This is a genomic window from Microvirga sp. HS2, from assembly GCF_055792805.1.
The window spans coordinates 30957-56020 of sequence record NZ_JBVVAJ010000033.1 but is presented as its reverse complement, the minus strand read 5'-3'; the positions used below and the strand labels follow the sequence as shown (position 1 = coordinate 56020).

The following is a 25064-nucleotide window of genomic DNA, read 5'->3' as shown; positions in this document are numbered from 1 at the left end:
TGAAGCTGGCGTCGTCATTGCTGTCAGCGAAGATGGTGTCCGTGCCGAACACGAGATCGTCGTCGCCGTTGTTGAAGCCAACACCGGCGTTCACACCGACGTAGAAGCCGGTCCAGGTGAAGACCGGAACAGCGGCCACGATCGGAGCCGGAGCGCGGCGGGACGGGAGGTCGGCAGCCATGGCGCCAGCGGTCAGGCCGAGAAGAGCAACCGAAGAGAGGAGAATCTTTTTCATTGATTTATCCATTCGCGAAGAACGCTATGGCCTCGCTTCTAACTCAGGGTTGCCTCAACGTCTGTCACTTTTACGCAACAGTGAACAATCGAAGCAACATCACACCCCTCTCTTAGAGGCATCTGTCGGCTCAAATCTGGCCCCGGACACGCGGTGCGCCAACGGCAGGAACGAGGGGAATCCGCCCTATCCTATTGTTTTGATGCGATTATTTTTCAAACCAAGATCGCAGAAGCACACCTGACACGACAGCTTATCGCAGGTAAGAAATCATTGACCATGCAGGAAAATAGCACCTTCCCTGCACATCTCTCAGCCCTCTTCGAGCCAGAGCCGCAAGGCATGTGCGACCCGTTCAGGCTGCTCCAGGCTGGACAGGTGACCGGCCTCGCTCACAACCGTAAGAGAGGCCCATTCGATCATGTCGGCCATTTCCCGGGCGATCTCGGGAGGCGTGATGGCATCGCCCTCGCCAACGAGAATCAATGTTGGAATTTCGATGCCGGGGAGAAGCGGGCGCGAATCAGGTCGGCCCATGATCGCGCGCTGCTGCCTGATGTAGGCATCCGCTCCCGTGTCGCGCAGCATTTCGAGCACGATGGCCTGCAGATCAGGATCGCCTTGACGGTCAGGATGCACCTGGCGCTGCCAGAGCTTCGCGTGAATCGCCTTGAAGCGTCCTGCCTCTGCCAGATCGATGAGTCGCTCGCGATCGCGGCTGGCCTCCGGGGTGTCCGGCAGGGCCGTGGTATCGAGAAGTGCGAGACGTTCGACGCGCTCGGGAGCCTGGCGCATGACCTCCATGGCCACGTATCCGCCCATGGACAACCCCGCGAGGGCGAAGCGCTCGGGCGCCTCCTCCAAAAGCCGTGCGGCTATTGCAGGAATCGAATCATCTCGCGTATGGTCGGCGACGACTACGTTCCTGTTTCCGGACAAAGCGGCAATCTGAGCATCGAACAGGCGCGCCGTGCAGGCCAAACCCGGAACCAGAACCAATGTTTCGGCCATTTCTTCCTTCCTGTGCAAGTTTGCTTGTATTGACAAGCTCATAGCTTGTCCTATGGTCCCGCCACACCTTTGACTTGAGCAAGAGCCTCAGGTGAAACCAGTCTCGCGCCTGTTTGTTGCCGTAGAGCGCGGCCGGCACTGTCAGCGCATCCTACCCCAACGGTATAGAGATTCATGTCCTTCGCCGAACTCGGACTTAGCGATAAAGTTCAACAGGCTGTCGCCGCGGCCGGTTACACGGAGCCGACGCCAATTCAGGCGCAGGCCATTCCCCATGTGCTCGCCCGCAAGGACGTTCTCGGCATTGCCCAGACCGGCACGGGCAAGACGGCCGCCTTCACGCTGCCGATGCTCACGCTGCTCGAACATGGCCGCGCCCGGGCGCGCATGCCGCGGACGCTGATCCTGGAGCCCACCCGGGAACTGGCCGCGCAGGTCCAAGACAACTTCGACAAGTACGGCATCTACCACAAGCTTTCCGTGGCCCTGCTGATCGGCGGCGTTTCCTTCGGAGACCAAGACGCCAAGATCACCCGCGGCGTCGACGTGCTGATCGCGACACCGGGCCGCCTGCTCGACCATTTCGAGCGTGGCAAGCTGCTGCTGACGGGAGTCGAGCTTCTCGTGATCGACGAAGCCGACCGCATGCTCGACATGGGCTTCATCCCGGATATCGAGCGCATCGTGAAGCTCGTGCCCTTCACGCGCCAGACGCTCTTCTTCTCGGCGACCATGCCGCCGGAGATCCAGCGCCTCGCGGATGCCTTCCTGCACAATCCGGTCAAGGTCGAGGTCGCCCGCGCCGCCTCCACGGCGGCGACGATCACCCAGCGCCTCGTGGCGACGGGACGGGAGGATTGGGAGAAGCGTGACACGCTGCGCGGCCTGATCCGCAACGCGACCGATCTGCAGAACGCCGTCGTGTTCTGCAACCGGAAACGCGACGTGGCCGTGCTCCATCGTTCGCTGCAGAAGCACGGCTTCGCGGCCGTGGCGCTTCACGGCGACATGGACCAGCATGCCCGCATGGCTGCGCTCGACAGTTTCCGCAGCGGCGAAATGCCCATTCTGGTGGCGAGCGACGTCGCCGCCCGGGGCCTCGACATTCCAACCGTGAGTCACGTCTTCAATTACGACGTGCCCCACCACGCCGAGGATTACGTCCACCGCATCGGCCGCACCGGCCGCGCGGGTCGTGTCGGTTACTCCTTCACGCTCGTCGGACCGGGCGATGAGAAATCCCTGGCCGCCATCGAAAAGCTGATCGGCACCTCCATCGAATGGGAGGGCCCGACCCTCGCCGAACTCCCGCCCTCCGAGGGCTCGTCCCGCCGCCGCGGCGGCCGAGGCGAAGAGCGCTCGTCCCGTGGCCGCAAGGTCAAGGTTCGCTCCGGCGGCCGTCAGCGGGGCGGATCCGAAGGCGAGAAAGAGGAAGCGGCGCCCGTACGGGAATCAGCGGCTCCCCATCAGGAGCAGCCCGCGCGCAAGCCGCGCCCGGAAAGGGAGCGCGCTTCCGGCAGGGGGAACCAGGGCCGTTCGCGCCGTGACGATGATGATGTGCCGGTCAAGGGAATGGGCGATCACGTACCGGCCTTCCTGATGCGGCCGGTCACGATCAAGAAGTCCTAGAGCATCCGACGTGAAGCGGGCCCTGCGCTTTCGGGCCCGTCCGGCGCCTCAGCTCTGTCGCCATGACGAGCCAGCCACGTCTTAAGAGCCGCTGCGCCACTAAGACGTGGATGTCCGCGACAGGCGCGGGCATGAGCGCTAAAGCGCAGGTTCCGAAGTTTTCCGCGATTTCCGGACGGGAGAAGACTTTTTCGTCTTCTTCGCAGCCGCCGCTTTCCCCCGCAGGGCCGCTCCCAACGCCATGCGGGCCAAGCCTGCCGCCTCGTCAGGGTCGTCCAAAGCCGATTCCGGCATGAGCCAATAGCTCATGATCGTCGTCCGGCCATCCTTGGTCCGATAGCTGAAGGGCCGCGAGCCGAGATCGCGGAAGAATCCGAGGCTCTCGTCATCGACCTTCAGGTAGAGCTCGCCGTCGCTTTCGAGGGCGAACATCACCCCTTCCCGGTAGACCCCCTGCCCGCCGAACATGCGGCGGATGCTGACCGGACCGAATGTCTGGAAGATCTCGCGGATGGCCTCGGCATCCATCGCTTTCAACCGGCGCTGTGGAGCGCGGGCGGCGTCGCCGGTGTGATCGCGACGGATTCGCCGCAACCGCAGGCAGAGGTCTGGTTGGGATTGTTGAAGACGAACTGGGACGACATCTTCGTCGTCTGGAAATCCATCTCCGTGCCGAGCAGGAACAGCACCGCTTTCGGGTCGATCAGCACGGTCACGCCCTTGTCCTCGACCACTTCGTCGAGCGGGTTGATGCTCTCGGCATATTCCATGGTGTAGGACATGCCAGCGCAGCCGCCGTTCTTCACGCCCACGCGGACGCCGACGATCGGCCGGTCGGCCTTGCTGATGATGTCCTTGACGCGGTTCGCCGCCGCGTCCGTCAAGGTGACGACCTTGAAACCGGGTAGAGCCATTAGCCTTCTCTCCTGGCAGCCGGGTTCAAGGCCCGGGCAGAACGAGTACGATATTCCATAGATAAGAGATCCCAGGGCAAACGTCGAGATCAACAGGGTTGTGATTGGCGGCCGCGTGCCTCATACGGGGTATGCTTTCCCAAAGACAAAATCCATCCAAGGAGAACAGATGCCGCATCACATGCCGCTGATATCCACGATCGTCGTCGGCCTCGTCCTGGCGTTCATTCTCGGCGCTATCGCGCAGCGGCTTCGCATCTCTCCCCTGGTCGGCTATCTCCTCGCAGGGGTTCTCGTCGGCCCCTTCACGCCCGGCTACGTGGCGGACCAGACGCTCTCCAACCAGCTCGCCGAGATCGGCGTGATCCTGCTCATGTTCGGCGTCGGCCTTCACTTCTCCCTGAAGGACCTCCTGTCCGTCCGCGCCATCGCCGTTCCGGGCGCGATCGTCCAGATCGCCAGCGCCACTCTCCTCGGAATGGGGCTCGCCTGGCTGATGGGCTGGAGCCTCGAAGGCGGCCTGGTCTTCGGCCTTGCCCTATCGGTGGCCAGTACGGTCGTGCTGCTGCGCGCCCTGCAGGAACGCCGCCTCGTGGACACGGAGCGCGGCCATATCGCGGTCGGCTGGCTGATCGTCGAAGACCTCGCCATGGTGCTGACCCTGGTGCTTCTGCCGGCCTTCGCCAAGGCGACGGCGGGCGCTAACGCCGATCTCGAATCGATTGCTCTTTCGCTCGGCCTCACCTTCGGCAAGGTCCTCGCCTTCGTGGCGGTCATGCTGGTCGTGGGCCGTCGCGTCATCCCATGGATCCTGCATTACGTGGCTCATACGGGCTCCCGAGAGCTGTTCCGCCTGGCGGTTCTCGCCATCGCCCTCGGCACGGCTTTCGGGGCGGCGGAGCTGTTCGGAGTATCCTTCGCCCTCGGCGCCTTCTTTGCGGGCATGGTCCTGAGCGAGTCGGAGCTGAGCCACCGCGCCGCCTCCGAAACGCTGCCGCTGCGCGATGCCTTCGCCGTGCTGTTCTTCGTCTCGGTCGGCATGCTGTTCGATCCGATGATCCTCGTCCACGATTTTGGGCCGGTGCTCGCCACGTTCCTGATCATCGTCGTTGGCAAGTCGCTCGCCGCCTACGGCATCGTCCGCCTGTTCCGGCATCCGGACACGACGGCGCTGACCATTGCGGCGAGCCTGGCCCAGATCGGCGAGTTCTCGTTCATTCTCGCGGGCCTCGGCGTCGAACTCCAGTTGCTGCCGAGCGAGGGGCGCGACCTGATCCTGGCCGGCGCGATCCTCTCGATCCTGATGAACCCGTTCCTGTTTGCACTGCTGGATCGCTGGTTCGCCAAGCGGGAAGCCGCGAAAAGCGAGAAGGCCGCCGCCGAGGCCAAAGCGGCCGCCGCAATGGTGGCCGAGCCTGCGCCCGTGACGCGGGAGCCTCTTCCGATGACATCCCTGACGGATCATGTTGTCCTTGTCGGCCACGGCCGCGTCGGCAAGTTCATCAGCCGGAAGCTCTCCTCCACCGGAACTCCTTTCCTGATCATCGAGACGAACAAGACGCAGCTCGCGGAGCTGCCGCAGGAGAGTGTCGAGACCCTGATCGGCAATGCGGCGGATCCGGAGGTCGCCGCCGCCGCGAATATCGCGGGGGCCCGCTGCCTCCTGGTCGCCATCCCGGACGCCTTCGAGAGCGGGCAGGTCGTCGAACAGGCCCGCAAGCTCAACCTGGACCTGCCGATCGTCGTGCGCGTCCATTCCGCCGCCCAGGAAGATCACGTCATGAAATACGGCGCGACGCGGGTGGTGATGGGAGAGCAGGAAATCGCCCGCGCCATGGTCTCGGCGGTTCCCGACGCTCCCCGCGCGCCCATCCTCTCCTCCGTCGAGGAGGCCGACGACATCGCCGAGGGTGCGACGGAGGAAGCCGCGCCGGAACGTGAGGACGAGAGCGCCCTATCGCACATGCTCCGGCCGGAAACCGATGCCGATGAGACGGGCCGGAAGGCGCCTGAACCACGGCCAGCGAGCCAGCACGCGGATGAGCCAGGGCGCTGACACCGGCCCGGTCGTCTTGAGAACCGGATCGATCAACCGCTTCTGAACGAGCACCTGCATGCCTTGGGTGAGCCGCGTTGGAAGCTCCCGCCTTTTCTGCACCAGAGCGAGCTTCCCCGGATCCAGTGCCCCGCGCTTGAGCGAGGGCCCGAGGATGTTCGCCGTCGCCACCGCATCTTGGATGGCGAGGTTGATGCCGACGCCGCCGATGGGCGACATGGCATGGGCCGCATCGCCGATGCAGAGCAGTCCCGGCCTGGACCATTGCGTCAGCCGGTCGACGGTCACGGTCAGGAGCCTGATGTCGTCCCAGCTGCGGATCTCCTCCACCCGCTCTCCCAGGAACGGAGCAAGGCTTGCCAGGCTGCGCCGGAAAGCAGCCAGGCCTTCGTTCCTGACGGTTTCGAACGATCCCTTGGGGATGAGATAGGCGCATTGCCAATACGCGCCGCGGTCGATCATCACCAGCATCCGCCCGGCCTCGATATGGCCCAGCAGATTGCTGGGGTCGCCGGGGAGTTTCGAGACCCGCATCCACAGCACGTCCATGGGCGCACCGATATCGAGCACCGGCAGGCCCGCCTTTTCCCGCATGATCGAATGCCTGCCGTCCGCCGCGACGACCAGGTCGCACATCACGTCGAGGAGGCCCTCCGGCGTCCTTGCGCGAACGCCGGTGATGCGCCCTCCCCCCTCGATCAGGTCCACCGCCTCCGCCTGCATCCGCAGATGAAAGCGCGGATAGGAACGGGCATGCTCGACCATGAAATCGAGGAAGTCCCATTGCGGCATGAAGACGACGAACTTGCAGCGGGTCGGGAGATGCGAGAAATCGCCGAGCTTCAGCAGGCTGTCGCCGACCCTGAGGCTGACGGTCTGCGTTTTCTGATGCGGTCTCGTGAGGAACTCGTCCAAAAGGCCCAGCTCGCCCATGAGATCGAGGGTCGAGGGATGTATGGTGTCGCCGCGAAAATCCCGCAGAAAATCGGCGTGCTTTTCGAGGACGACGACGTCGGTTCCCTGCCGGGCCAGGAGGAATCCCAACATGATCCCGGCCGGTCCCCCGCCGACGATGCAGCAGCGGGTGTGGAGCGTTTCAGGGGCTTGCGGCGTGTCCATGATCGGGCCTCCGTCACATTGAATACTGACACCACCCGCAAATCAGATATAATATTGCAATGAGTAAGGTGATTTCCTCATTGCATCGCGTCATCTCGTCCTCCGAGGGCGCTATATCCTTCACGACCGACGGGGGCGACGAGCATTGGCCCGGGTGGTGGCGCTGGCTGATGGTAAAAGGAAACAAGGCGTTTTTGATCGGCAATGTTTGTGACACTTGCGACTTTTTCTTCGAACGGCACGAGGGCGCAAACGCCAAGCCTGAGATAGGTGCCTTGAAGGACGCCCTCAGCGAGGGAATGCAGGAGCTGACACAATCTGCTCTGTCGACGCTCGAAGCCATATTTCCGAGCGGAGCGTACGAAATCCTTCTTCTGAGAACCCTCGTCAGCGACGTTAAGCTCGGATCAAACCTGGATTACTTCGCAAATGAGCAGATCAAAAATTCTGGCCTGGATACCTTCTGGGGCTTACCGCGTCATCCGAAAGTCACTTACTATAGAGCCGATACTCTTCAGATTGGCCAGAGGGAGAGCCTATTCGAGTTCGTAGTGCCTATGTTCCCGAAAACTTGGCTCAATCAGGCGCGGATCAATTACTTTCGAGAGGAGCTTCCACGAGGGGCTTGCCCGACTGCTCTGGCCATCTCCATCCTCGATGTGAAGACGCCCTCGACCTCTCCGAAGGGAGACAGCAGCGAGACACACTATTGCCTCGCTCACTATCTGCTGGATGGGCACCACAAGGTCGAAGCTGCTGCGCAAACAGGAAAGCCGATATCCATGATATGCTTCCTGGCGCTTGATCAGGGGGTCAGCAGCCCAGAACAGATTCTAACTGTGCTGAGTGCATTGAGGAGCGACTGAGCCCTTACCACATGTCGAGGGCGACACGGGCCTCGTCGGACATGCGGCTCTGGTCCCACGGGGGATCGAAGACGATGGTGGCTTTCACGCTCTGCACGCCCGGCACCGAAGCCACTGCGTTCTCCACCCAGCCTGGCATTTCCCCGGCGACCGGGCATCCCGGAGCCGTAAGCGTCATGTCGATGGCCACGTTCCGGTCGTCGTCGATGTCGACGCGGTAGATCAGGCCAAGCTCGTAGATGTCTGCCGGAATCTCGGGATCGTAGACGGTCTTGAGCGCGGCGATGATGTCGTCCGTCATGCGGTCGAGCTCTTCCGGGGGGATCCCTGAGCCGGGCGACACCTGCGGCGCGTTGGGCCCGTCCTGGATGGGGGTCTGGTCGTTCACAGGTCTATCCTTAGGCAAACAGGGTTTCCGCCTTCTGCAAGGCGTCCACCAGTTTATCGACTTCTTCCATGGTGTTGTAGAGGCCGAACGATGCACGGCAGGTGGAGGTCGCTCCGAAGCGGTTCAAGAGCGGCATGGCGCAATGGGTGCCGGCGCGAACCGCCACGCCCTGCCGGTCGATGATGGTCGCAACGTCGTGGGCATGGGCGTTCTTCATCTCGAAGGCGATGATCGGCCCCTTGCCTTTGGCCTCGCCGATGATGCGGATGGAGTTCATGGCCCGCAGGCGCTCGTGAGCGTAGGCCGACAGGGCCTCCTCGTGAGCGCGGATGTTCTCGCGGCCGAGCTCCAGCATGAAGCGGAGCGCGGCGTCCAGGCCGATTGCTTCGATGATCGCGGGCGTTCCCGCCTCGAAGCGGTGCGGCGGATCGTTGTAGGTGATCGCGTCCTCGCGCACCTCGCGGATCATCTCGCCGCCGCCCTGGTAAGGCGGCATCTTTTCGAGCAGCTCGCGCTTGCCGTAGAGAACACCGATCCCGGTCGGCCCATAGACCTTGTGGCCCGTGAACACGTAGAAATCGGCATCGAGGTCGCGCACGTCCACGTCGAGATGGACCGCGCCCTGAGCGCCGTCCACCAGAACCGGAACCCCGTGACCATGGGCGATGCGGATGATCTCCTTCATGGGCGTCGCGGTGCCGAGCACATTGGACATGTGCGTGATGGCGACCATCTTCGTGCGGGGCGAAAAGAGCTTCTCGAATTCCTCGACCAGGAAGTTACCCTCGTCGTCCACCGGGGCCCATTTGATGACGGCTCCCTTGCGCTCGCGCAGGAAGTGCCAGGGCACGATGTTGGAATGGTGCTCCATGATGGAGAGGATGATCTCGTCCCCCTCCCCGATATTCATGCGGCCGAAGGAATCCGCCACGAGATTGTACGCTTCCGTGGCCGATTTCGTGAAGACGATCTCGTCGATCGAACCGGCATTGATGAACTCGCGCACGGTCTCGCGCGCCCGCTCGAAGCCCTCGGTCGCCACATTGGCCATGTAATGCAGGCCGCGATGGACGTTGGCGTAGCCCGTCTCCATGGCATTGACCATGGCGTCGATCACGGCCTTCGGCTTCTGCGCCGAGGCGGCATTGTCGAGATAGACGAGCGGCTTGCCGTAGACCTGTTGCGACAGGATCGGGAACTGCGCCCGGATCGTCTCGACGTCGTATGGCTTCACTTGCATGTTCATCGCCTGATACTTCCCTTCACGTCATCACCGGCCTTGTGCCGGTGATCCCAACTCAGAAAAGCGCGTGCCTCTCCGATCGAGATGGCCGGGACGAGCCCGGCCATGACGTCGTGTTTTACGAACGGGCCTTCAGCCAGTTCTCGACCGTGCCGATCAGGGCCTCGCGGGCGCTCTCGTTCTCAACGAACTCGATGGCTTCTCCGAGGAATGCCTGGACGAGGAGGCTCTCGGCATCCTTCTTCGGCAGGCCGCGGGCCATGAGATAGAACAGGAGATCCTCATCGAGCTGGCCGCAGGTGGCGCCGTGGGCGCACTGCACGTCGTCGGCGAAGATTTCGAGTTCCGGCTTGTTGTTCATGGAACCGCCCTCCGCGAGGAGGAGCGCCGCCGACATCATGCGGCCGTCGGTCTTCTGGGCATGATGGGGAACGATGATCTTGCCCTGGAAGACGCCGGTGGCCTCGCCGTCGATCACGGTCTTGAACAGCTCGCGGCTCTCGCAGTGGAGCGCATTGTGCTCGACCACGAGCGTGGAATCGCCGTGCTGCGTGCCTTTCAGCATCGACGCGCCGTTGACGCGCAGGTGCGTGTTCGCACCGTCGAGGACGGCATAGACCTGGTGGCGCGACGTGGCGGCGCCGGTCACCACGTTGATGCTGTTGAAGGTCGCCTCGCCGCCGATCTTCAGGGCGAGCGTCGACAAGGCCAGAGACTTGTCACCTTCGGCGTTCAGGCGAACGTGCTGCACGTTCGACCGGTCGCCCGCGATCATCTCCACCACGTCGTTCGGCTGGTGGTTCGCGCCGTCGGTGCTCTCGTGGGATTCGAGGAGCGTGACCGATGCGTCGTCCTCCACCACCACGAGCACGCGGGTGGCGGTAGCGACCGCGGAACCGGCCGCCGTCACGAAGCGCAGATGAACCGGCGTCTCGACCTTACCGGCGACGCGGACCATCACCCCGTCCGCCATGAAGGACGTGTTGAGCTGATAGACCGGGTTGTCGCTCGCCCACGGAACCGGGCTGAGCTTCGCCAGCCATTGGTGGCCATTGGCCATGGCCTCCCGCAGCGGCACGATTTCGATGCCCTCGGGCAGGTTGTGGAAGTCCACCGCCTCGCGCACGAAATGGCCGTTCACGAACGGCACCTGGAGCGCGCTCACCTCTGCGAAGGCTTTCGAGCCCTGCAGTGCGGCCTTCGCCTCCTCGGTGGAGGGTACGTTCGCGAAAGGCGCGATCTCGCGCATAAGCGCGCGGAGGTCCGTATACTTGAACTCCTCGACCCGGCGGTGCGGGAGCCCCCGGGAGGAGAACTGCTCAAAGGCCTGGGCGCGCGACTCCGCGTCGCCCGGAAGCGTCGTCCTGGCGCTCTCGAAGGCCTGCACCAGCGCGGTTTCCGCCGGCGTCTTCATGAGGGTCACATCGGCCATGGTCACGCGGCCTCGCTTTCCCGGTAATCGGCGTAGCCGTTGGCTTCGAGCTCGAGCGCGAGCTCCTTGCCGCCGGTGCGCACGATGCGTCCGCCATGCATCACGTGCACGGTATCGGGCACGATGTGGTTCAGGAGGCGCTGATAGTGGGTGATGACCAGGAACGCGCGATCCGGCGAACGGAGCGAGTTCACGCCCTCCGACACGACGCGCAGCGCGTCGATGTCGAGGCCGGAATCCGTCTCGTCGAGGATGCAGAAGGACGGCTGGAGCAGCGCCATCTGCAGGATCTCCATGCGCTTCTTCTCACCGCCGGAGAAGCCGACGTTGAGGGCGCGCTTGAGCATGTCCTTGGGCATCTCGAGCTTGGCGGCAGCCGCATTCACCTGCTTGATGAACTCGGGCGTGGTCAGCTCGTCCAGCCCGCGCGCCTTGCGCTGCGCGTTGAGAGCGGCCTTCAGGAAGGTCATGGTGCCGACGCCGGGGATCTCCAGCGGGTACTGGAAGGCAAGGAAGACACCGGCCGCCGCGCGCTGATCCGGCTCCATTTCGAGCAGGTTCTGGCCGTCGAGCAGGACCTCGCCGTCGAGGATTTCGTAATCCTCCTTGCCGGCGATCACGTAGGAGAGCGTCGACTTGCCCGAGCCGTTCGGCCCCATGATGGCGGCAACCTCGCCCTTGTTCACGGTGAGATTGAGACCGTTGAGAATGCGCTTGTCCTCGATCTGGACAACAAGGTTCTTGATTTCGAGCATCTGAGTATTCCGTTTCTAGAGGCGTGGATGGCCGGATCAAATCCGGCCGTGACGGGCCTGGAGGTCTCGCGTCACGCCCGGGCTTGTCCCGGGCACCCACGTCTTGTTCCTGAATTAGCCGACCGAGCCTTCCAGCGAGATCGAGATGAGCTTCTGGGCCTCCACGGCGAACTCCATGGGGAGATGCTGCAGCACATCCTTCACGAAGCCGTTCACGATGAGCGCCGTCGCCTCCTCTTCCGAGAGGCCGCGCTGCTGGCAGTAGAACATCTGATCTTCCGAGATCTTCGATGTAGTCGCCTCGTGCTCGAACACGGCGGTGGCGTTCTTCGACTCGATGTAGGGCACCGTGTGCGCGCCGCATTCGTTGCCGATCAGCAGCGAATCGCAGTTCGTGAAGTTGCGCGCGCCGGTCGCCTTGCGGTGAGCCGAAACCAGACCGCGATAGGTGTTCTCGGAACGGCCGGCCGCGATGCCCTTCGAGATGATCCGGCTCGTGGTGTTCTTGCCGAGATGGATCATCTTGGTGCCGGAATCGACCTGCTGCATGCCGTTCGACACGGCGATCGAATAGAACTCGCCGCGCGAGTTGTCGCCGCGCAGGATGCAGGACGGATATTTCCACGTGATCGCCGAACCGGTCTCGACCTGGGTCCAGGTGATGACCGAATTCCTGCCGCGGCAATCGCCGCGCTTGGTCACGAAGTTGTAGATGCCGCCCTTGCCTTCGGCATTGCCCGGGTACCAGTTCTGGACCGTCGAGTACTTGATCTCGGCATCGTCGAGGGCGATCAGCTCGACTACGGCGGCGTGGAGCTGGTTCTCGTCACGCTTGGGGGCCGTGCAGCCCTCGAGATACGAGACGTAGGAGCCCTTGTCGGCGATGATGAGCGTCCGCTCGAACTGGCCCGTGTCCTTCTCGTTGATGCGGAAATAGGTGGACAGCTCCATCGGGCAGCGCACGCCCGGCGGCACATAGACGAACGAGCCGTCCGTGAAGACGGCCGAGTTCAGCGTCGCGAAGAAGTTGTCCGTCACCGGCACGACCGAGCCGAGATACTGGCGCACGAGATCGGGATATTCGCGGATCGCCTCGGAGATCGGCATGAAGATGACGCCGGCCTTCTTCAGCTCTTCCTTGAAGGTCGTCGCCACGGACACGCTGTCGAACACCGCATCCACGGCCACGCGGTTCTGCGGCTCGACCCCGGCCAGAACCTCCTGCTCACGCAGCGGAATGCCGAGCTTCTCATAGGTCTTGAGAATCTCGGGATCCACCTCGTCGAGGGACTTCGGCGCCGGGTTCTTCTTAGGGGCGGCGTAGTAATAAATATCGTTGTAATCGATCTTGTCGTAGGACACGCGCGCCCAGCTCGGCTCTTTCATGGTGAGCCAGCGCTTGTAGGCGTCGAGGCGCCACTGGAGCATCCATTCGGGCTCGCCCTTCTTGCCCGAGATGAAGCGGATCACGTCCTCGGAAAGGCCTTTCGGGGCCTTTTCCATCTCGACCTCGGTCTCGAAGCCATATTTGTACTGATCGACGTCAATCGACCGGACCTGATCGATCGTCTCCTGCACTGCAGGCATCTGTCTCTCCCACCTCTCACGGCTTCAAGGGCCGCGGGTTGATATGACATGGAAATCGGGCGGGGCTTTTCAGGCCGCGCTCGCCTTCCGCTTATATAAGGTGGCCACCACCGTTTCGCACGCCTCCGCAAAGCGGATGACGTCCTCATGTGTGGTCGACCACCCCAAACTCACGCGCAAAACGCCCTCTGCGAGGGCCTGCTCCACGCCCATGGCGTCGAGCACATGCGACCGCTTGACCTTCCCGGACGAGCAGGCCGAACCGGAAGACAGGGCGACCCCCGCCAGATCGAAGGCGATCAACGCCGTCTCGGCCTTAAGGCCGGGTATGGCAAAGGCCAAGGTATTAGGCAACCTTTCCGCGCCGGCACCCACAACGAGAGCCTCCGGGGCAATCCGGCGCACATGCGTCTCAGCCGCATTCCGCAGCTCCCGCAGCCGCCCGGCCTCCTGCTCAAGCCCGTCCAGGGCAAGCTCCGCCGCAGCGCCGAAGCCTGCGATAGCCGCCACGTTCTCGGTGCCGGCCCGGTAGTTCTTCTCCTGACCGCCGCCCCGGATCAGCCGCTCGCCGATCTCGTACTGATCGGAGGCGAGCACCAGAGCCCCTGCCCCCTTCGGACCGCCGAGCTTGTGGGCGGACAGAGTCAGCGCATCGACGCCGAGGCTCGCGATGTCCAATGGGACGCGGCCTGCCGCCTGCACCGCGTCGGTGTGAACGAACCCGCCATGGTCATGGACCAGCTTCGCGATCTCGGCGATGGGCTGGAGAACGCCGGTTTCGTTGTTGGCCAGCTGGACGGAAACCAGAACCCGCTCGCCGGGTGTGTCCTCCAGGTGAGACTTGAGCCAGGCGAGATCAAGGATTCCGTCCCCGTCGACGGGGATGATGTGGACCTTGTCGGTGGGGAAGCGATGGCCGTTGAGAACGCAGGGATGCTCGGTCGCGCCGATCAGAAGGCGCGTCGCACCCACCTGACCGAGACGGCGGAAGGACGGCGTCAGGACGAGATTCGCGGCCTCGGTGCCGCCGCTCGTAAAGATCACGTTTTTCGCCTTCGCGCCGACCAGCCTGGCGACGGCGGCCCGCGCAGTCTCGATCTCGGCCCTCGCGGCGCGGCCCTCGGCGTGAACGGAAGAGGCGTTGCCAGGCAGCTGCAGCACACGCACGAGCACCTCCGCCACCTCCGGGCGCAATGGCGACGTAGCGTTATGATCGAGATATGTGCGCTGGCCCGTCGCCATGGCTGTCAGCCTCAAACCTCACGAATGTCTTGCAAACAACCCTGGTTGCTGTGTTAAAGCACCGCAACCACATGCGCCCGTGTTTCAACCCAACGGCTCAGCCATTGGAATAAAATGAAACATTGGAACAGTTTAGAAATATTCTAAGGGTTTCTTAAGGGAATCCGAGACCTTGAGTCAAGGTCGCACGGGGGTTTCCCTCTCTTCACAGAGAGGCGATCAAGAGGTTCGCGTATATGCCTGAAGTCATCTTCACAGGTCCCGCCGGTCGTATCGAGGGGCGGTATCAGCCTGCCAAGGAGAAGGGCGCTCCGATCGCCATCATCCTGCATCCGCACCCGCAATTCGGCGGGACGATGAACAATCAGATCGTCTACAACCTGTACTACGATTTCGTGAAACGCGGCTTCTCGGTCCTGCGCTTCAATTTCCGCGGCGTCGGCCGCAGCCAGGGTTCCTTCGACCACGGCCAGGGCGAGCTGTCGGATGCCGCTGCGGCGCTCGACTGGGCCCAGGCCATGAACCCGGATGCCCGCGCCTGCTGGATCGCCGGCGTCTCCTTCGGCGCCTGGATCGGCATGCAGCTCCTCATGCGTCGCCCGGAGATCGAGGGCTTCATCTCAATCGCCGCCATGGCGAACCGCTACGATTTCTCGTTCCTCGCCCCCTGCCCGTCCTCCGGACTGTTCGTCCATGGATCCGAGGACCGCGTGGCCCCGGTGAAGGACGTGGTCAGCGTCATCGAGAAGGTGAAGACCCAGAAAGGCGTGAAGCTCGAGCATGCCGTGGTCGAAGGCGCCAACCACTTCTTCGACGGTAAGGTCGACGAGTTGATGGTGGCTGTCGACGAATATCTCGACAAACGCCTCGGCAGCACGGAAGAGGCTGCCTAAATCCCGTTTGCCCTCATTTGAAGAAGCGGCCGGTCACATCGACCGGCCGTTTCTTTTTTGGGAGTACGGACGAGACATCGGGCTCCGCCCGAGGTTCGGGCAGTTTCCCACGCAAGCCTCATGTTCATCCTTGCATCCGATGCTCTAGATGAAGGCAAAATCGTATGCAGCGAGTTTGCTGAGGTTCATGTTGTGCAAGGTGAGGCTGAAATCGCCTTTGGCAATGATGACGCTGCTGCCGTTCTGGTAAGCCGCTGCCCTTACTGCCGAGAAGTTGGCGAACAGGCTCGAAGCGATGTGGATCTTGTCGTACCCCGTCTCGAAGTCCGTGATCGTGCACGACTTTGCGGGAGCCTTAAGCTGGAAGATGTCTGCGCCCGTTCCGCCGGTCATCCAGTTCCCGGTGCCTATGGCAACCAAGACATCATTGCCGGACTCGCCGAACATGACATCCGATCCGTACCCGCCTTCGATCGTATCGTTCCCGAAACCGCCATAGACAAAATCGTTGTCGTTCCCGCCCCAAAGCGCATCATTGCCGTTGCCGCCGTAAACGGTGTCGTTGCCATCGTTGCCGATCAGCCTGTTATCGGCGTCGTTGCCGATAACCTTGTCGTTACCCCTGCCTGTATAGGCATTCTCGATCAGCGAACGTGAATCGCCATTGTAGAGGAACGCGTTGTAGACATTGCCTTTGGCGAAGGTGCCGTAGCCCTTCCGGGCAAGCTGCGTGTCGGAGAACCTGACATACCCGCCTGGGCCGAGATCGACATAACCGTCGCTCGAGAATGCGGTCAGATCATAGGTGTCGTTACCACCACCATCCCAAATGGTCAGGAAGATGTGATTGCCCGAGGTTGCGCCCTGGCTGACGCCGTTGACGAAGGTCTGGCCGGACCCTGGCACCCAGCGATAGACCGTCGCGCCGCTGTTTGTCGTGAAATCGGCCCCGTACATCGCCTGCAACGCACGGATGTCATATTGCATGAGGGTCTGAGGATCGTCCGAGAAGGTGTTGTAGGACATCACGGTGTATTCGGATGAGTCGTGCGCCGCGCTCATACGCGGCAGCGCACCTCCGGACTCGTGCGGATGCTTCAAGCCCAACGCGTGACCCAGTTCGTGCATGGCCAAAGCATAGGACCCGGATCCGGGAAGATCGCTGTTGCGCGTGATCCAGGTATCGCCGCTATAGATGGGAACGCCTGGATAATACCCATGGCTTCGGTTGATCATGCTGCCGGGGGTGAATCCGCTGATCTGCAGATCGCCCCCGTTGGTGCCCGCATAAACCAGTTCGAGGTTCGTGACCCCTTCGACGGACGTGAGCGCAAAGCCCGGTCCGCCCCCATATGGACTCCAGCCTTCAAGGATGTGGCGGGCCGCCTGCTGCGTCTCGAAGCTCAAAGGGCGGAATCCCGACGCGCTTGGGTTGATCCACTCGTAATCGTAGCGGGAATCCGGGAACGCGTAGGTGACGTAAGCCTTGTTCCACTGCGAGCCCGACATGACCGCAAGAACGTCGGGATCAAGGCCAGACGGGACATAATACCGGACACCCGGCATCGCGTAAGGGCTGGAGCCCGCCAAAGTCGAGAAGATTCCGAGAGGAAGAGCGGAGATGTTATCGCTGGTCCAATTATAGACCGAACCGATCTGGTTGCCGATCCAACCGGTTACATTCTGAACCGCGCCGCCGACCCAGTTCGTCACATTCCCGACCTGGTTACCAATCCAGCTCCAGGGCGAGCCTGCGGCCATCAAGGCGGGATTTAAGAGGGACAGTTCCCGGGCGCCATAGGAGAATTGCTGCCCCATGGAATACTGGAACCTGTCTTCGGTATCATGTTCGGAACCCATCCACGATGAGCTCACCGGCCAGAATGGAGAGGAGGGATACATCGCAACATTCCTAATGCAATTCTGTTGCATAATGGCAAAAGTTTCCCAGCACAATCCATGGCGCATTGCATTTCGGCAAATTCATTGACCTTCCGGACTCAGTTTTGAGCCAAAAGACAGGGTTTTTAAGCTGATTTATGCAAACTGCGCTTTATTGAGAGCCTCAAGATCCGATGATGCGCCAATAGCTTCTTCGACAGCGAGGTCGGCGGTCTGCCGGTCGCCACAGACGGAGGATCCCGATAGGCATCTCAGAGTGATCGCAGAAGCGAAGCGGCAAGCTGATCCCGCGCCGCAACGTCATGGGGGCGGCACCGCGCCTGCCCTCCAATTTCATCTCAGCCGAGCGCGAAGTCGTTCAATCGTCACCCTGTTTGCGAGATTGCTCGATCGCCTCGCTGGATGTGACGTGAACGGAAAGACTACGGGACGAACGACAGAATCCAGCCCCGCACGATGCATGAGCCGAGCAATCGATTACGATATGGCCTTGCATGAGACCTGACGGGTTGAGGGTTGAGGGCTGCGGTCAGCCCTCAATAACGGCGCTTGCAGGAGCAAGACAGCGTTCACGTGCCCCCCACCGTCAGATGAAACTGAAGTTGCTCGACACCAAGCTCCACATGTGAACGTCCTTAAGGACGAGATGGAGATAGTTGGGCTTGTCGATGACAACATCATTGCCGACTTGAGTTGCGGCCGCCATGACGGCGTTAAAGTCCTGCAGATAGGCTGCATACAAGACGACGGACTCGCCCGAGGCCCCTGCCCTCAAATCCTCAATGAGCGTGTCGCGCGAACCCAACACGAGGAAGGTGTCGACGCCGGCACCGCCAACCAAAGTATCGGGTATCCCTAGGTCCGAGCTCCCGGCCGAGAGCGTATCGTTGCCATCGCCGCCGAAGAGATAATCCGCCCCCGCATAGCCGTAAATCTGGTCATGGCCATTGCCGCCGTGGATGACGTTGGCGATGTCAGTGCCCGCCAGAACGTCATTCCCCCCTCCTCCGAAGACGTTTTCGAAGTTGGAGATGACATCGCCCGTAGCGATATCTCCGCTCGCGGTGTTGTTGTAGAGGTCAACGGTCACTCCGTTGACGGCATCATTGTATTCGAGCGTATCATAGATGCTGGCACCACCATCCAGGACATCAGCCCCAGGCCCGCCCCTGATATGGTCGGCTCCGTCGTAGCCATAAATGGTATCGTTGCCTTCTCCGCCGAACAGGTCGTCAGAGCCCGTTTGGCCGAACAGATGATCGTCGCCGCGCTCACCATACAGGTGAGCTCCTTGTGGGCGGCTGATCAGGAAATCCCCAAAATTCGAGCCCCGGACGCTCTCGATATCGACCAGGATATCCTCGTAGGCATCTCCCCAGTTCTGCCCCGTCGTCAGATCGACGGTGACGGGTCCCACTGAAGCAGAGAGATAAGACACTGTATCCCAACCGTTCCCGCCGAGGAATGTGTCCCCCTCGGAACCGCCATCCATCCAATCGTCCCCGTCATTGCCCTCAAGGATGTCGTATCCAGCACCGCCGATCAGGGTATCATTGCCAGACCCACCGGACAGGTTGTTGTTGGCGCTGTTGCCCGTGATGCTGTCGTTGAAATTCCCGCCGATGGCATTCTCGATCAGGGAACGAGGATCGCCTTGGTATTGCAAGGCGTTGAAGACGTTGCCGCGCGCGTAATGGTTGCCGCCGAGATAGGCGAGCCGATCATTCGAAAATTGAGACCAGCCGCCCGGTGTCAGATCGATTGTCATCTCCTGTCCGGAGTTGCTGAAATCGTAAGTATCGACGCCGCCTCCGTCCCATATCGTCATGAAGAAGCTGGAGCTGAAGCCGGCTTCTCTGAGATTGACGTAGGTCGTACCCGATACCGGGTCCCAGCTATAATACGTATCCGCATTGTTCGTGTTGAAATTGGCTCCATAAAGATACTGCAGAGCGGCGATGTCATACGTCATCAGCGTCTGAGGCGCCGTCGAGTCGCTGAAATTTTCGTCGGAATTGCCCACATAGGTACTGTAGGTCATGACCGAAAACTCGATGGAATTCCGATCCGGGCTCAGAACGGCAGGATTGCCGGTACTCGCCTCCTCGTGGCCGTGCTTCAGGCCCATTGCATGCCCGAGTTCGTGCATGACCGTGTAATATTGGAAGCTCCCGAAAGGAACGTCGGTGATGTTGTTTGCAAACCAGACGTCACCGCCCCGCGGATCGGCCCATGTCGGATCAGGGTAATACGCAAATGACCGATCGAGCAGCGTCGTCCGGCCTATGGCGATGTCCGCAGGGCTGGTTCCGGTCGAATAGAAGGTCAGGTTGGCGACCGCCTCCACCGAACTCAGCGTCATGTAATATTCGTAGGGCGAGGAAGGCCGATAGGTGCCCTGGAGAATGGCCTGCACCGCGTGCTGATGAGAGGCTCCAACAGGCTGGAAGCCGTAAACGAACAGGGGATATCTGTACCGATAATCACCAATGGAATCCGCGAAGAAGTATCCCAGGACGTTGGACGACCAGCTGTACCCCGATAGCAAAGCGCTGATGTTGTTCTCAGGCATATTTTCCTCCACGCGGAACGCCGACTCGTAACATAGTTGCGACCATTAGCAAGCCATGCGCTCGCTATTGGGCCCCACGATTTCTGGTTGCAGCCCTGAAATTTCGACCCGAGCGAGGCCTGTGCGGTTGCGGGAGCAGGCAAAACTGGTAGAGGGAAGCTCTCTTCTCGCGAAACCGAGTACCGTCATGACTGCGCCACGCTCCGAATTCCTCAAAGTGCTCACCGACCGAGGCTTCATTCACCAGACCTCCGATTTCGAAGGCGTGGATGCGGCGGCCCTTGAGAACCGGCTGACGACCTATGTGGGCTATGACTGCACGGGCCCGTCCCTTCACGTGGGCCACCTGCTCTCGATCATGATGCTGCACTGGCTCCAGAAGACCGGGGCCGGCAAGCCGATCACGCTCATGGGCGGCGGCACGACCCGCGTGGGCGATCCCTCCGGCAAGGACGAGAGCCGCAAGCTCCTGACGGTCGATCAGATCGAGGCCAACAAGGAGAGCATCAAGACCGTCTTCTCGCGCTTCATCAGCTTCGGCGAGGGCAAGATCGACGCCATGATGGTCGACAATGCCGAGTGGCTCACCAAGCTCAACTACATCGATTTCCTGCGCGATGTGGGCCGCCACTTCTCGGTCAACCGCATGCTGTCCTTCGACAGCGTGAAGCTGCGCCTCGAGCGCGAGCACGAATTGTCGTTCCTGGAATTCAACTACATGATCCTCCAGGCCTACGACTTCGTGGAGCTCAACAAGCGTTACGGCTGCGTGCTGCAGATGGGCGGCTCGGACCAGTGGGGCAACATCGTCAACGGCATCGATCTCGGCCGCCGCCTCGGCACGCCGCAGCTCTACGCCGTCACCTGCCCGCTCCTGACTACGGCTTCCGGCGCGAAGATGGGCAAGACCGCCTCCGGCGCGGTCTGGCTCAATGCCGACATGCTGAGCCCCTACGACTACTGGCAGTTCTGGCGCAACACCGAGGATGCGGACGTCTCCCGCTTCCTGAAGCTGTTCACGATCCTGCCGCTGGACGAGATCACCAAGCTCTCCGCCTTGCAGGGTGCCGAGATCAACGAGGCGAAGAAGGTGCTCGCCACCGAGGCCACCGCGCTCCTCCACGGCCGCGAGGCCGCGCAGCTTGCCGCCGAAACGGCGCAGAAAACCTTCGAGCAGGGCACCCTGGCGGAAAGCCTGCCCACCATCGAGGTTCCGTCCAGCGTCCTGAAGGAAGGGCTCGGCGTACTGACCGCCTTCGGACCCGACTACGCGAAGCTCGTGCCGTCATCGAGCGAGGCTCGCCGCCAGGTGAAGAGCGGCGGCCTGAAGGTGAACGACCAGACGGTCTCCGACGAGCGCGGCAGCTTGAGCCTGTCGGACCTCACGAGCGAAGGCGTGATCAAGCTCTCCTTCGGCAAGAAGAAGCACGTGCTCCTGCGGGCGGTGTAAAGGGATAGACACTCTCACGTCATGGCCGGGCTCGACCCGGCCATTCGCATTTTCGGGAACCGTTGAGCCAGCAAGACGTGGATCCCCAGCACAAGGCTGGGAATGACGAAGGGGAGAGCGTCGGAGCTTGTGCCCTCGCCGCCGCAACACCACTTGCGGAAAGCCCGCTCCCCTACCGTTCAGGAGGCGCAGGCTGCGCGTCGGTTTGCTGCGGCTCCATCCCCACGCCGAACAGCTTGCGCAGGAAGCCCGGAGCTACCGCCGAGAGCGGGTTGACCGTCAGGCTCGGCGCACTCGCCTGCCCCGTTGCCCGGAAATTGACCGCGAACAGGCCCTCGTACTGGCTGCCGCCGAGCAGCGGGCCGAACAGCGGCACCTTCGCGAAGGCGTTGTTCAGGCCATAGGCCGGGACGAACGTGCCGGAGATGTCCATCCGGTCCCGGCTGTAATCGAAGAACCCGTCCAGGGTGAAGCCGATCTGATTGCCGTAAATCGCCGCGTCCTTGAAATCGAGACGGCCGGACGTGCGCGTGAACTCGGCGCGAGCCCGGCTGAAGGCCACCTCGTTCACGTCCACGCGAACCATCTGGGGATTGCCTTGCTTGTCCTGCCCGGCGACCATTTGCGTCTGCGTCGGGATGATGCGGCGCAGGGCCGGCTCGTTGACCAGGGTGAAGGAGCGCAGCAGCAGAATGCCGGGCTGCTGCCCCTCCCCGGTCGTCATGTTGATGATGAGGTCGCCCCCGACCATCCGCCTATACACATCGGTGAAGCGCAGCAGCGCGCCGGCATCGTCGGCCTGGATGATGATGACCGATCCGTTCTTGCCCTGCGTGTCGGTGCGCGCCGCGACATTGGTCGCGCCGAGGCGGCCCTTCATCTCGAGCTGACGGAGGATCTCCTTGCGCATCGATCCCTTGATGACGGCGTTGGTGATCGCCTCGTTGTTGTACCCGGTCAGGATGTTGAGGTTCAGGTCGAGATCGATGTCCTTCGAATCCTTCTGGCCGTTTCCGTTCCTGGTCGGGGTTTGCGCGCCGAGGCTTTTGAGGAAGGGACGAGCATCGCCCACGTTGCCGCGGACGACGACCTTGTAGACGCCTCCGGATTGCTCGATCTGCGCCCGCATGTCGTCGCCAGGCGAGAGCTTGAAGGTGGAAAGATCCGCCTTCACGAGGTCGCCGTCCTTCGACAGGGCCGCGGATCCCCGCAGCTGGGCATTGCCGCTGTCGAGCTGCAGGTCGCGGATTTCGGGTTCGGGCCCGTCGCTCAAGGTGAAGGTGAGCTTGCCCGGTTTGCCCGCGGGCTTGACCCAACCCGGAATGAGCTGGTCCACCCCGGCCTTCGTCAGATCGGCTTCGACCGTCATGCCGGACACATCGGCGGCGCCCAATGGCACGCCGACCTTGAGGGCGACCGCGCCCGTCAACTGCGGTCCGAACGACAATCCACGCTTGCTGCGGGCGGCATCGTCGAGAACGAACGCGACATTGGCCTGCCCGCCCTGACGGCCCTTCTGCACGTCGATCGTCGCGGCGCCGCCGCCGATCTTGCCATCGCCCTTGATCGACAGATCGCCCCGGTCGTAGGCAACGGTCAGGTTGCCTCCTTCGAGCTTCTCCTTGCCGAACATCTTGTCGAGCGTGAGATCGCTGACGGTGCCCGTGATCTTCAGCGGAAGATCGGTGATGGCCGGAATGTCCTTGACGGGAATCCCGACCCCGACCAGCAGGTCTGCCCTGCCCTTCATGGTCGCGGGATCAACCTCGAAGCCTGCAATCTCTTTGACGAGCGGCTGCTGAAGCAAGGCCCCGACGCCGTCGGCCGGGCCTGTGAGACGAAAGCCGATGCGGGCAACGGCCTTGTCGTCCCAGTAATTGTCGAGCACGAACGAGCCGTCGAGGGCGTCCAGACCGTGATTGCCGGCCATGTCCACGCGGCCAGCCGGCGCGCGCAGGCTCACGCTCGTTCCGGTCACGCGCCCGGTCACGTCCATCCTCGAAACAGGCGGCAATCCCTCGGCCGCCTGGAGGGTGCCTTGCGAGATCACGAAATCGATCCTCACGGAGCGATCGGGAATGGGGCCGCCGGCCATGGATCTTTCGACGTCGGCTCCCGTCATCGCCACCTTGAGCTTGAAATTCTCGAGGGTGCCGCCCTTGAGATTCGCCACCAGGAAGCGGCGCACGGGCGGCGCGACCGCCTCGGGCCAGATCCGAAGCGCGGAGCGGATATTGGTCTTCGAGGCCGTGACGTCGAATTTCAGGCCTTTCGGATCGGCGGTATCCGCGAGGGTGCCGCCGATATTGGCGTTAAGATCGGGGCCCCTCAGGGCAATGCTGTTGATGATGACGCCGTTGGGGCCGGACAGGTCCGCATCCATCTGCGAGACTTGGAGCGGCGCATCGCCGGGAGCAGCCCCCGCCCACACGATGTCCCTGCCGCTGAGCCGCAGGTGCCACGTCTGGCGAGCGGTCGGGACCGACAGCGTTCCCTGGAGCTTGACCTGCGTATCGCCGCCTCTGAGTTCCAGGAGCGGCAGGTTGAGCGCCTTCTCGGTTTCGTTCCACTCGGCCACGATGGTGGCGCGGTCCACCGGGAGCGCGGACGTGTCCTTGTCCTCGATCCGGATGAATCCCGCATTGCTGTCGAGGCGCGTCTTCAGCTCGGTCACGCGGCCATCCGCATAGGCCACGTCGAAACGGCCCGAGAATTCGAGGTCCGTCGCCGCCGGAAGGCTCGACATGCCGCTCAGCACCATGATGTCCTGGATCGGAGCGGATTCAGCGACGAAGACGCCACGATACGCCGTCCGGTCCTCGGCCTTGGCGTTGCCTCTCAGCTCCCACGGTCCCTGAGGTCCCTCGATCGTGGCCGAGAAGCGGCGGCCGCCGTCCTGGTCCCAGTCGAAGGTGGCGTCGACCCGGTCGAACCGGGCCCGCTCGCGGTAATCGGCATCGATGATCACGAGTTGCGCATTGGTCAGCTGCGCCATTCCGAGCGTGTTGAGGACGCTGCGCGGCCCCACGATCAGATCGAACAGCGATCCTACGGCCCCAGAGACCAGAGACGGCCCGTCTGCGCTCGCGGCCATGGACGCCGCGGCCTCCTTGGAGGGAGCGGGCTCGGGAGCGGGAGCGCCCTGGGCCTGCCCCTCCTCCGTTGCCTGGACGGGCGAGAAGGTCAGCGAGCCGTCCCGGTTGACGAGCATGCGCAGCTGCAGATCCCGAACCTGGATGGCCTTGGGTTGAAGATTGGCGGTGAGCAGCGACGCGAAATCGACGCTGACAAGTGCATAGGGGGCGCGAACGACGAGCTCACCGCTAGGGCTGCGAATGTCGAGCCCGTTGGCCCGCAGGGCCGGCATGCCCTCGTGCAGTTCGATGACCGTGTTGCGCAGCGCCACGGTCCAGCCCGGACCGATCCGCGAGGCCAGAGCCTCGGCGACCCTCTCCGGCAGGCGTCCGAAGCTGAGCGGCGCAATGGACAGGCGAAGATAGAACACCCCCGCCGCGACGATCAGGAAGGCGATCAGCCCGAGCTTGGCATAGATCGTGCCACGGACCAGCCGCCTCACAAGGGTTCGTTTGGCCGGTTCTCGCCGGGACAACGTGGTACGGACCGATCGTTTCATTCTGTGGTATGGGGCAACCCGGTTCTTGCGCCTTCGCGGCAACGAGGGAATCAGTGAGGACCTTAACCGCCCCGGCAGCCTCCCGCGACCGCCTCTTTCCGTCGTGCACACAAGAGGCTTCCAACCAAGACATTCC

General features: G+C 62.5%; 18 protein-coding genes and 1 pseudogene. 5 read left to right on the top strand and 14 right to left on the bottom strand.

Annotated features, from left to right (window positions below; translation table 11 throughout):
* Together ACS5Q0_RS22015 and ACS5Q0_RS22010 are read right to left on the bottom strand one after the other, a co-directional pair.
* A pseudogene (locus ACS5Q0_RS22015) lies at window positions 1–235 on the bottom strand (outer membrane protein); the annotation flags it as partial.
* 312 nt (window positions 236–547) lie between these two features.
* Window positions 548–1246 carry an alpha/beta fold hydrolase gene (locus ACS5Q0_RS22010; RefSeq protein ID WP_473128796.1) on the bottom strand — a complete coding sequence of 233 codons (699 nt, stop codon included), beginning with the start codon at window positions 1244–1246 and terminating at the stop codon, window positions 548–550.
* 174 nt (window positions 1247–1420) lie between these two features.
* Here ACS5Q0_RS22010 and ACS5Q0_RS22005 point away from each other — a divergent pair, with 174 nt between their 5' ends.
* Entirely contained in the window at window positions 1421–2875 is a 1455-nt protein-coding gene (locus ACS5Q0_RS22005) for a DEAD/DEAH box helicase (RefSeq protein ID WP_473128795.1), read from the top strand.
* Between the two features lie 138 nt (window positions 2876–3013).
* Here the strand turns inward: ACS5Q0_RS22005 and ACS5Q0_RS22000 are convergent, their stop codons facing one another.
* Together ACS5Q0_RS22000 and ACS5Q0_RS21995 are read right to left on the bottom strand one after the other, a co-directional pair.
* The gene (locus ACS5Q0_RS22000; protein WP_473128794.1) at window positions 3014–3403 is read right to left on the bottom strand and encodes a TfoX/Sxy family protein; all 390 of its coding nucleotides are present in this window, start codon (window positions 3401–3403) and stop codon (window positions 3014–3016) included.
* Window positions 3404–3408: 5 nt separating this feature from the next.
* Window positions 3409–3789 carry a HesB/IscA family protein gene (locus tag ACS5Q0_RS21995; protein WP_473128793.1) on the bottom strand — a complete coding sequence of 127 codons (381 nt, stop codon included), beginning with the start codon at window positions 3787–3789 and terminating at the stop codon, window positions 3409–3411.
* A 169-nt stretch (window positions 3790–3958) separates the two neighbouring features.
* On the opposite strand from ACS5Q0_RS21995, the gene ybaL reads away from it, so the two are divergent.
* Window positions 3959–5845 (top strand): YbaL family putative K(+) efflux transporter, encoded by a 1887-nt coding sequence (gene ybaL, locus ACS5Q0_RS21990; RefSeq protein WP_473128792.1) that lies wholly within the window; start codon window positions 3959–3961, stop codon window positions 5843–5845.
* Here ybaL and ACS5Q0_RS21985 read toward each other — a convergent pair.
* Window positions 5744–6964: an FAD-dependent oxidoreductase gene (locus ACS5Q0_RS21985; protein WP_473128791.1), complete on the bottom strand. Its 1221-nt coding sequence runs from the start codon at window positions 6962–6964 to the stop codon at window positions 5744–5746. The two genes, ybaL and ACS5Q0_RS21985, sit on opposite strands and share 102 nt — an antisense overlap.
* A 59-nt stretch (window positions 6965–7023) precedes the next feature.
* Between ACS5Q0_RS21985 and ACS5Q0_RS21980 the strand changes: the two genes are divergently transcribed.
* Window positions 7024–7830: a hypothetical protein gene (locus ACS5Q0_RS21980; protein ID WP_473128790.1), complete on the top strand. Its 807-nt coding sequence runs from the start codon at window positions 7024–7026 to the stop codon at window positions 7828–7830.
* A gap of 4 nt (window positions 7831–7834) precedes the next feature.
* Here the strand turns inward: ACS5Q0_RS21980 and ACS5Q0_RS21975 are convergent, their stop codons facing one another.
* From ACS5Q0_RS21975 to ACS5Q0_RS21950, 6 genes are all read right to left on the bottom strand, one after another.
* The gene (locus tag ACS5Q0_RS21975; protein ID WP_473128789.1) at window positions 7835–8218 is read right to left on the bottom strand and encodes an SUF system Fe-S cluster assembly protein; all 384 of its coding nucleotides are present in this window, start codon (window positions 8216–8218) and stop codon (window positions 7835–7837) included.
* A gap of 10 nt (window positions 8219–8228) precedes the next feature.
* Complete coding sequence (locus ACS5Q0_RS21970; RefSeq protein ID WP_473128788.1) at window positions 8229–9464, bottom strand: cysteine desulfurase; 1236 nt, start codon at window positions 9462–9464, stop codon at window positions 8229–8231.
* A 115-nt stretch (window positions 9465–9579) separates the two neighbouring features.
* Complete coding sequence (gene sufD, locus ACS5Q0_RS21965; RefSeq protein ID WP_473128787.1) at window positions 9580–10893, bottom strand: Fe-S cluster assembly protein SufD; 1314 nt, start codon at window positions 10891–10893, stop codon at window positions 9580–9582.
* A 2-nt stretch (window positions 10894–10895) separates the two neighbouring features.
* Entirely contained in the window at window positions 10896–11648 is a 753-nt protein-coding gene (gene sufC, locus ACS5Q0_RS21960) for a Fe-S cluster assembly ATPase SufC (RefSeq protein ID WP_473128786.1), read from the bottom strand.
* Between the two features lie 114 nt (window positions 11649–11762).
* Window positions 11763–13235 carry a Fe-S cluster assembly protein SufB gene (gene sufB, locus ACS5Q0_RS21955; RefSeq protein ID WP_473128785.1) on the bottom strand — a complete coding sequence of 491 codons (1473 nt, stop codon included), beginning with the start codon at window positions 13233–13235 and terminating at the stop codon, window positions 11763–11765.
* 69 nt (window positions 13236–13304) lie between these two features.
* Window positions 13305–14477 carry a cysteine desulfurase family protein gene (locus tag ACS5Q0_RS21950; RefSeq protein WP_473128784.1) on the bottom strand — a complete coding sequence of 391 codons (1173 nt, stop codon included), beginning with the start codon at window positions 14475–14477 and terminating at the stop codon, window positions 13305–13307.
* Window positions 14478–14713: 236 nt separating this feature from the next.
* On the opposite strand from ACS5Q0_RS21950, the gene ACS5Q0_RS21945 reads away from it, so the two are divergent.
* Window positions 14714–15370, top strand: a complete 657-nt coding sequence (locus ACS5Q0_RS21945; protein WP_473128783.1) for an alpha/beta hydrolase — start codon at window positions 14714–14716, stop codon at window positions 15368–15370.
* Between the two features lie 144 nt (window positions 15371–15514).
* Here the strand turns inward: ACS5Q0_RS21945 and ACS5Q0_RS21940 are convergent, their stop codons facing one another.
* Window positions 15515–17230 (bottom strand): M10 family metallopeptidase C-terminal domain-containing protein, encoded by a 1716-nt coding sequence (locus ACS5Q0_RS21940; RefSeq protein ID WP_473128782.1) that lies wholly within the window; start codon window positions 17228–17230, stop codon window positions 15515–15517.
* 628 nt (window positions 17231–17858) lie between these two features.
* Window positions 17859–19844 carry a M10 family metallopeptidase gene (locus ACS5Q0_RS21935; RefSeq protein WP_473128781.1) on the bottom strand — a complete coding sequence of 662 codons (1986 nt, stop codon included), beginning with the start codon at window positions 19842–19844 and terminating at the stop codon, window positions 17859–17861.
* Window positions 19845–20031: 187 nt separating this feature from the next.
* Between ACS5Q0_RS21935 and tyrS the strand changes: the two genes are divergently transcribed.
* Window positions 20032–21294: a tyrosine--tRNA ligase gene (gene tyrS, locus ACS5Q0_RS21930; protein ID WP_473128780.1), complete on the top strand. Its 1263-nt coding sequence runs from the start codon at window positions 20032–20034 to the stop codon at window positions 21292–21294.
* A gap of 172 nt (window positions 21295–21466) precedes the next feature.
* Here the strand turns inward: tyrS and ACS5Q0_RS21925 are convergent, their stop codons facing one another.
* On the bottom strand, window positions 21467–24871 hold the full coding sequence (locus ACS5Q0_RS21925) for a hypothetical protein (protein ID WP_473128779.1): 3405 nt from the start codon (window positions 24869–24871) through the stop codon (window positions 21467–21469).
* Window positions 24872–25064: the final 193 nt, after the last annotated feature.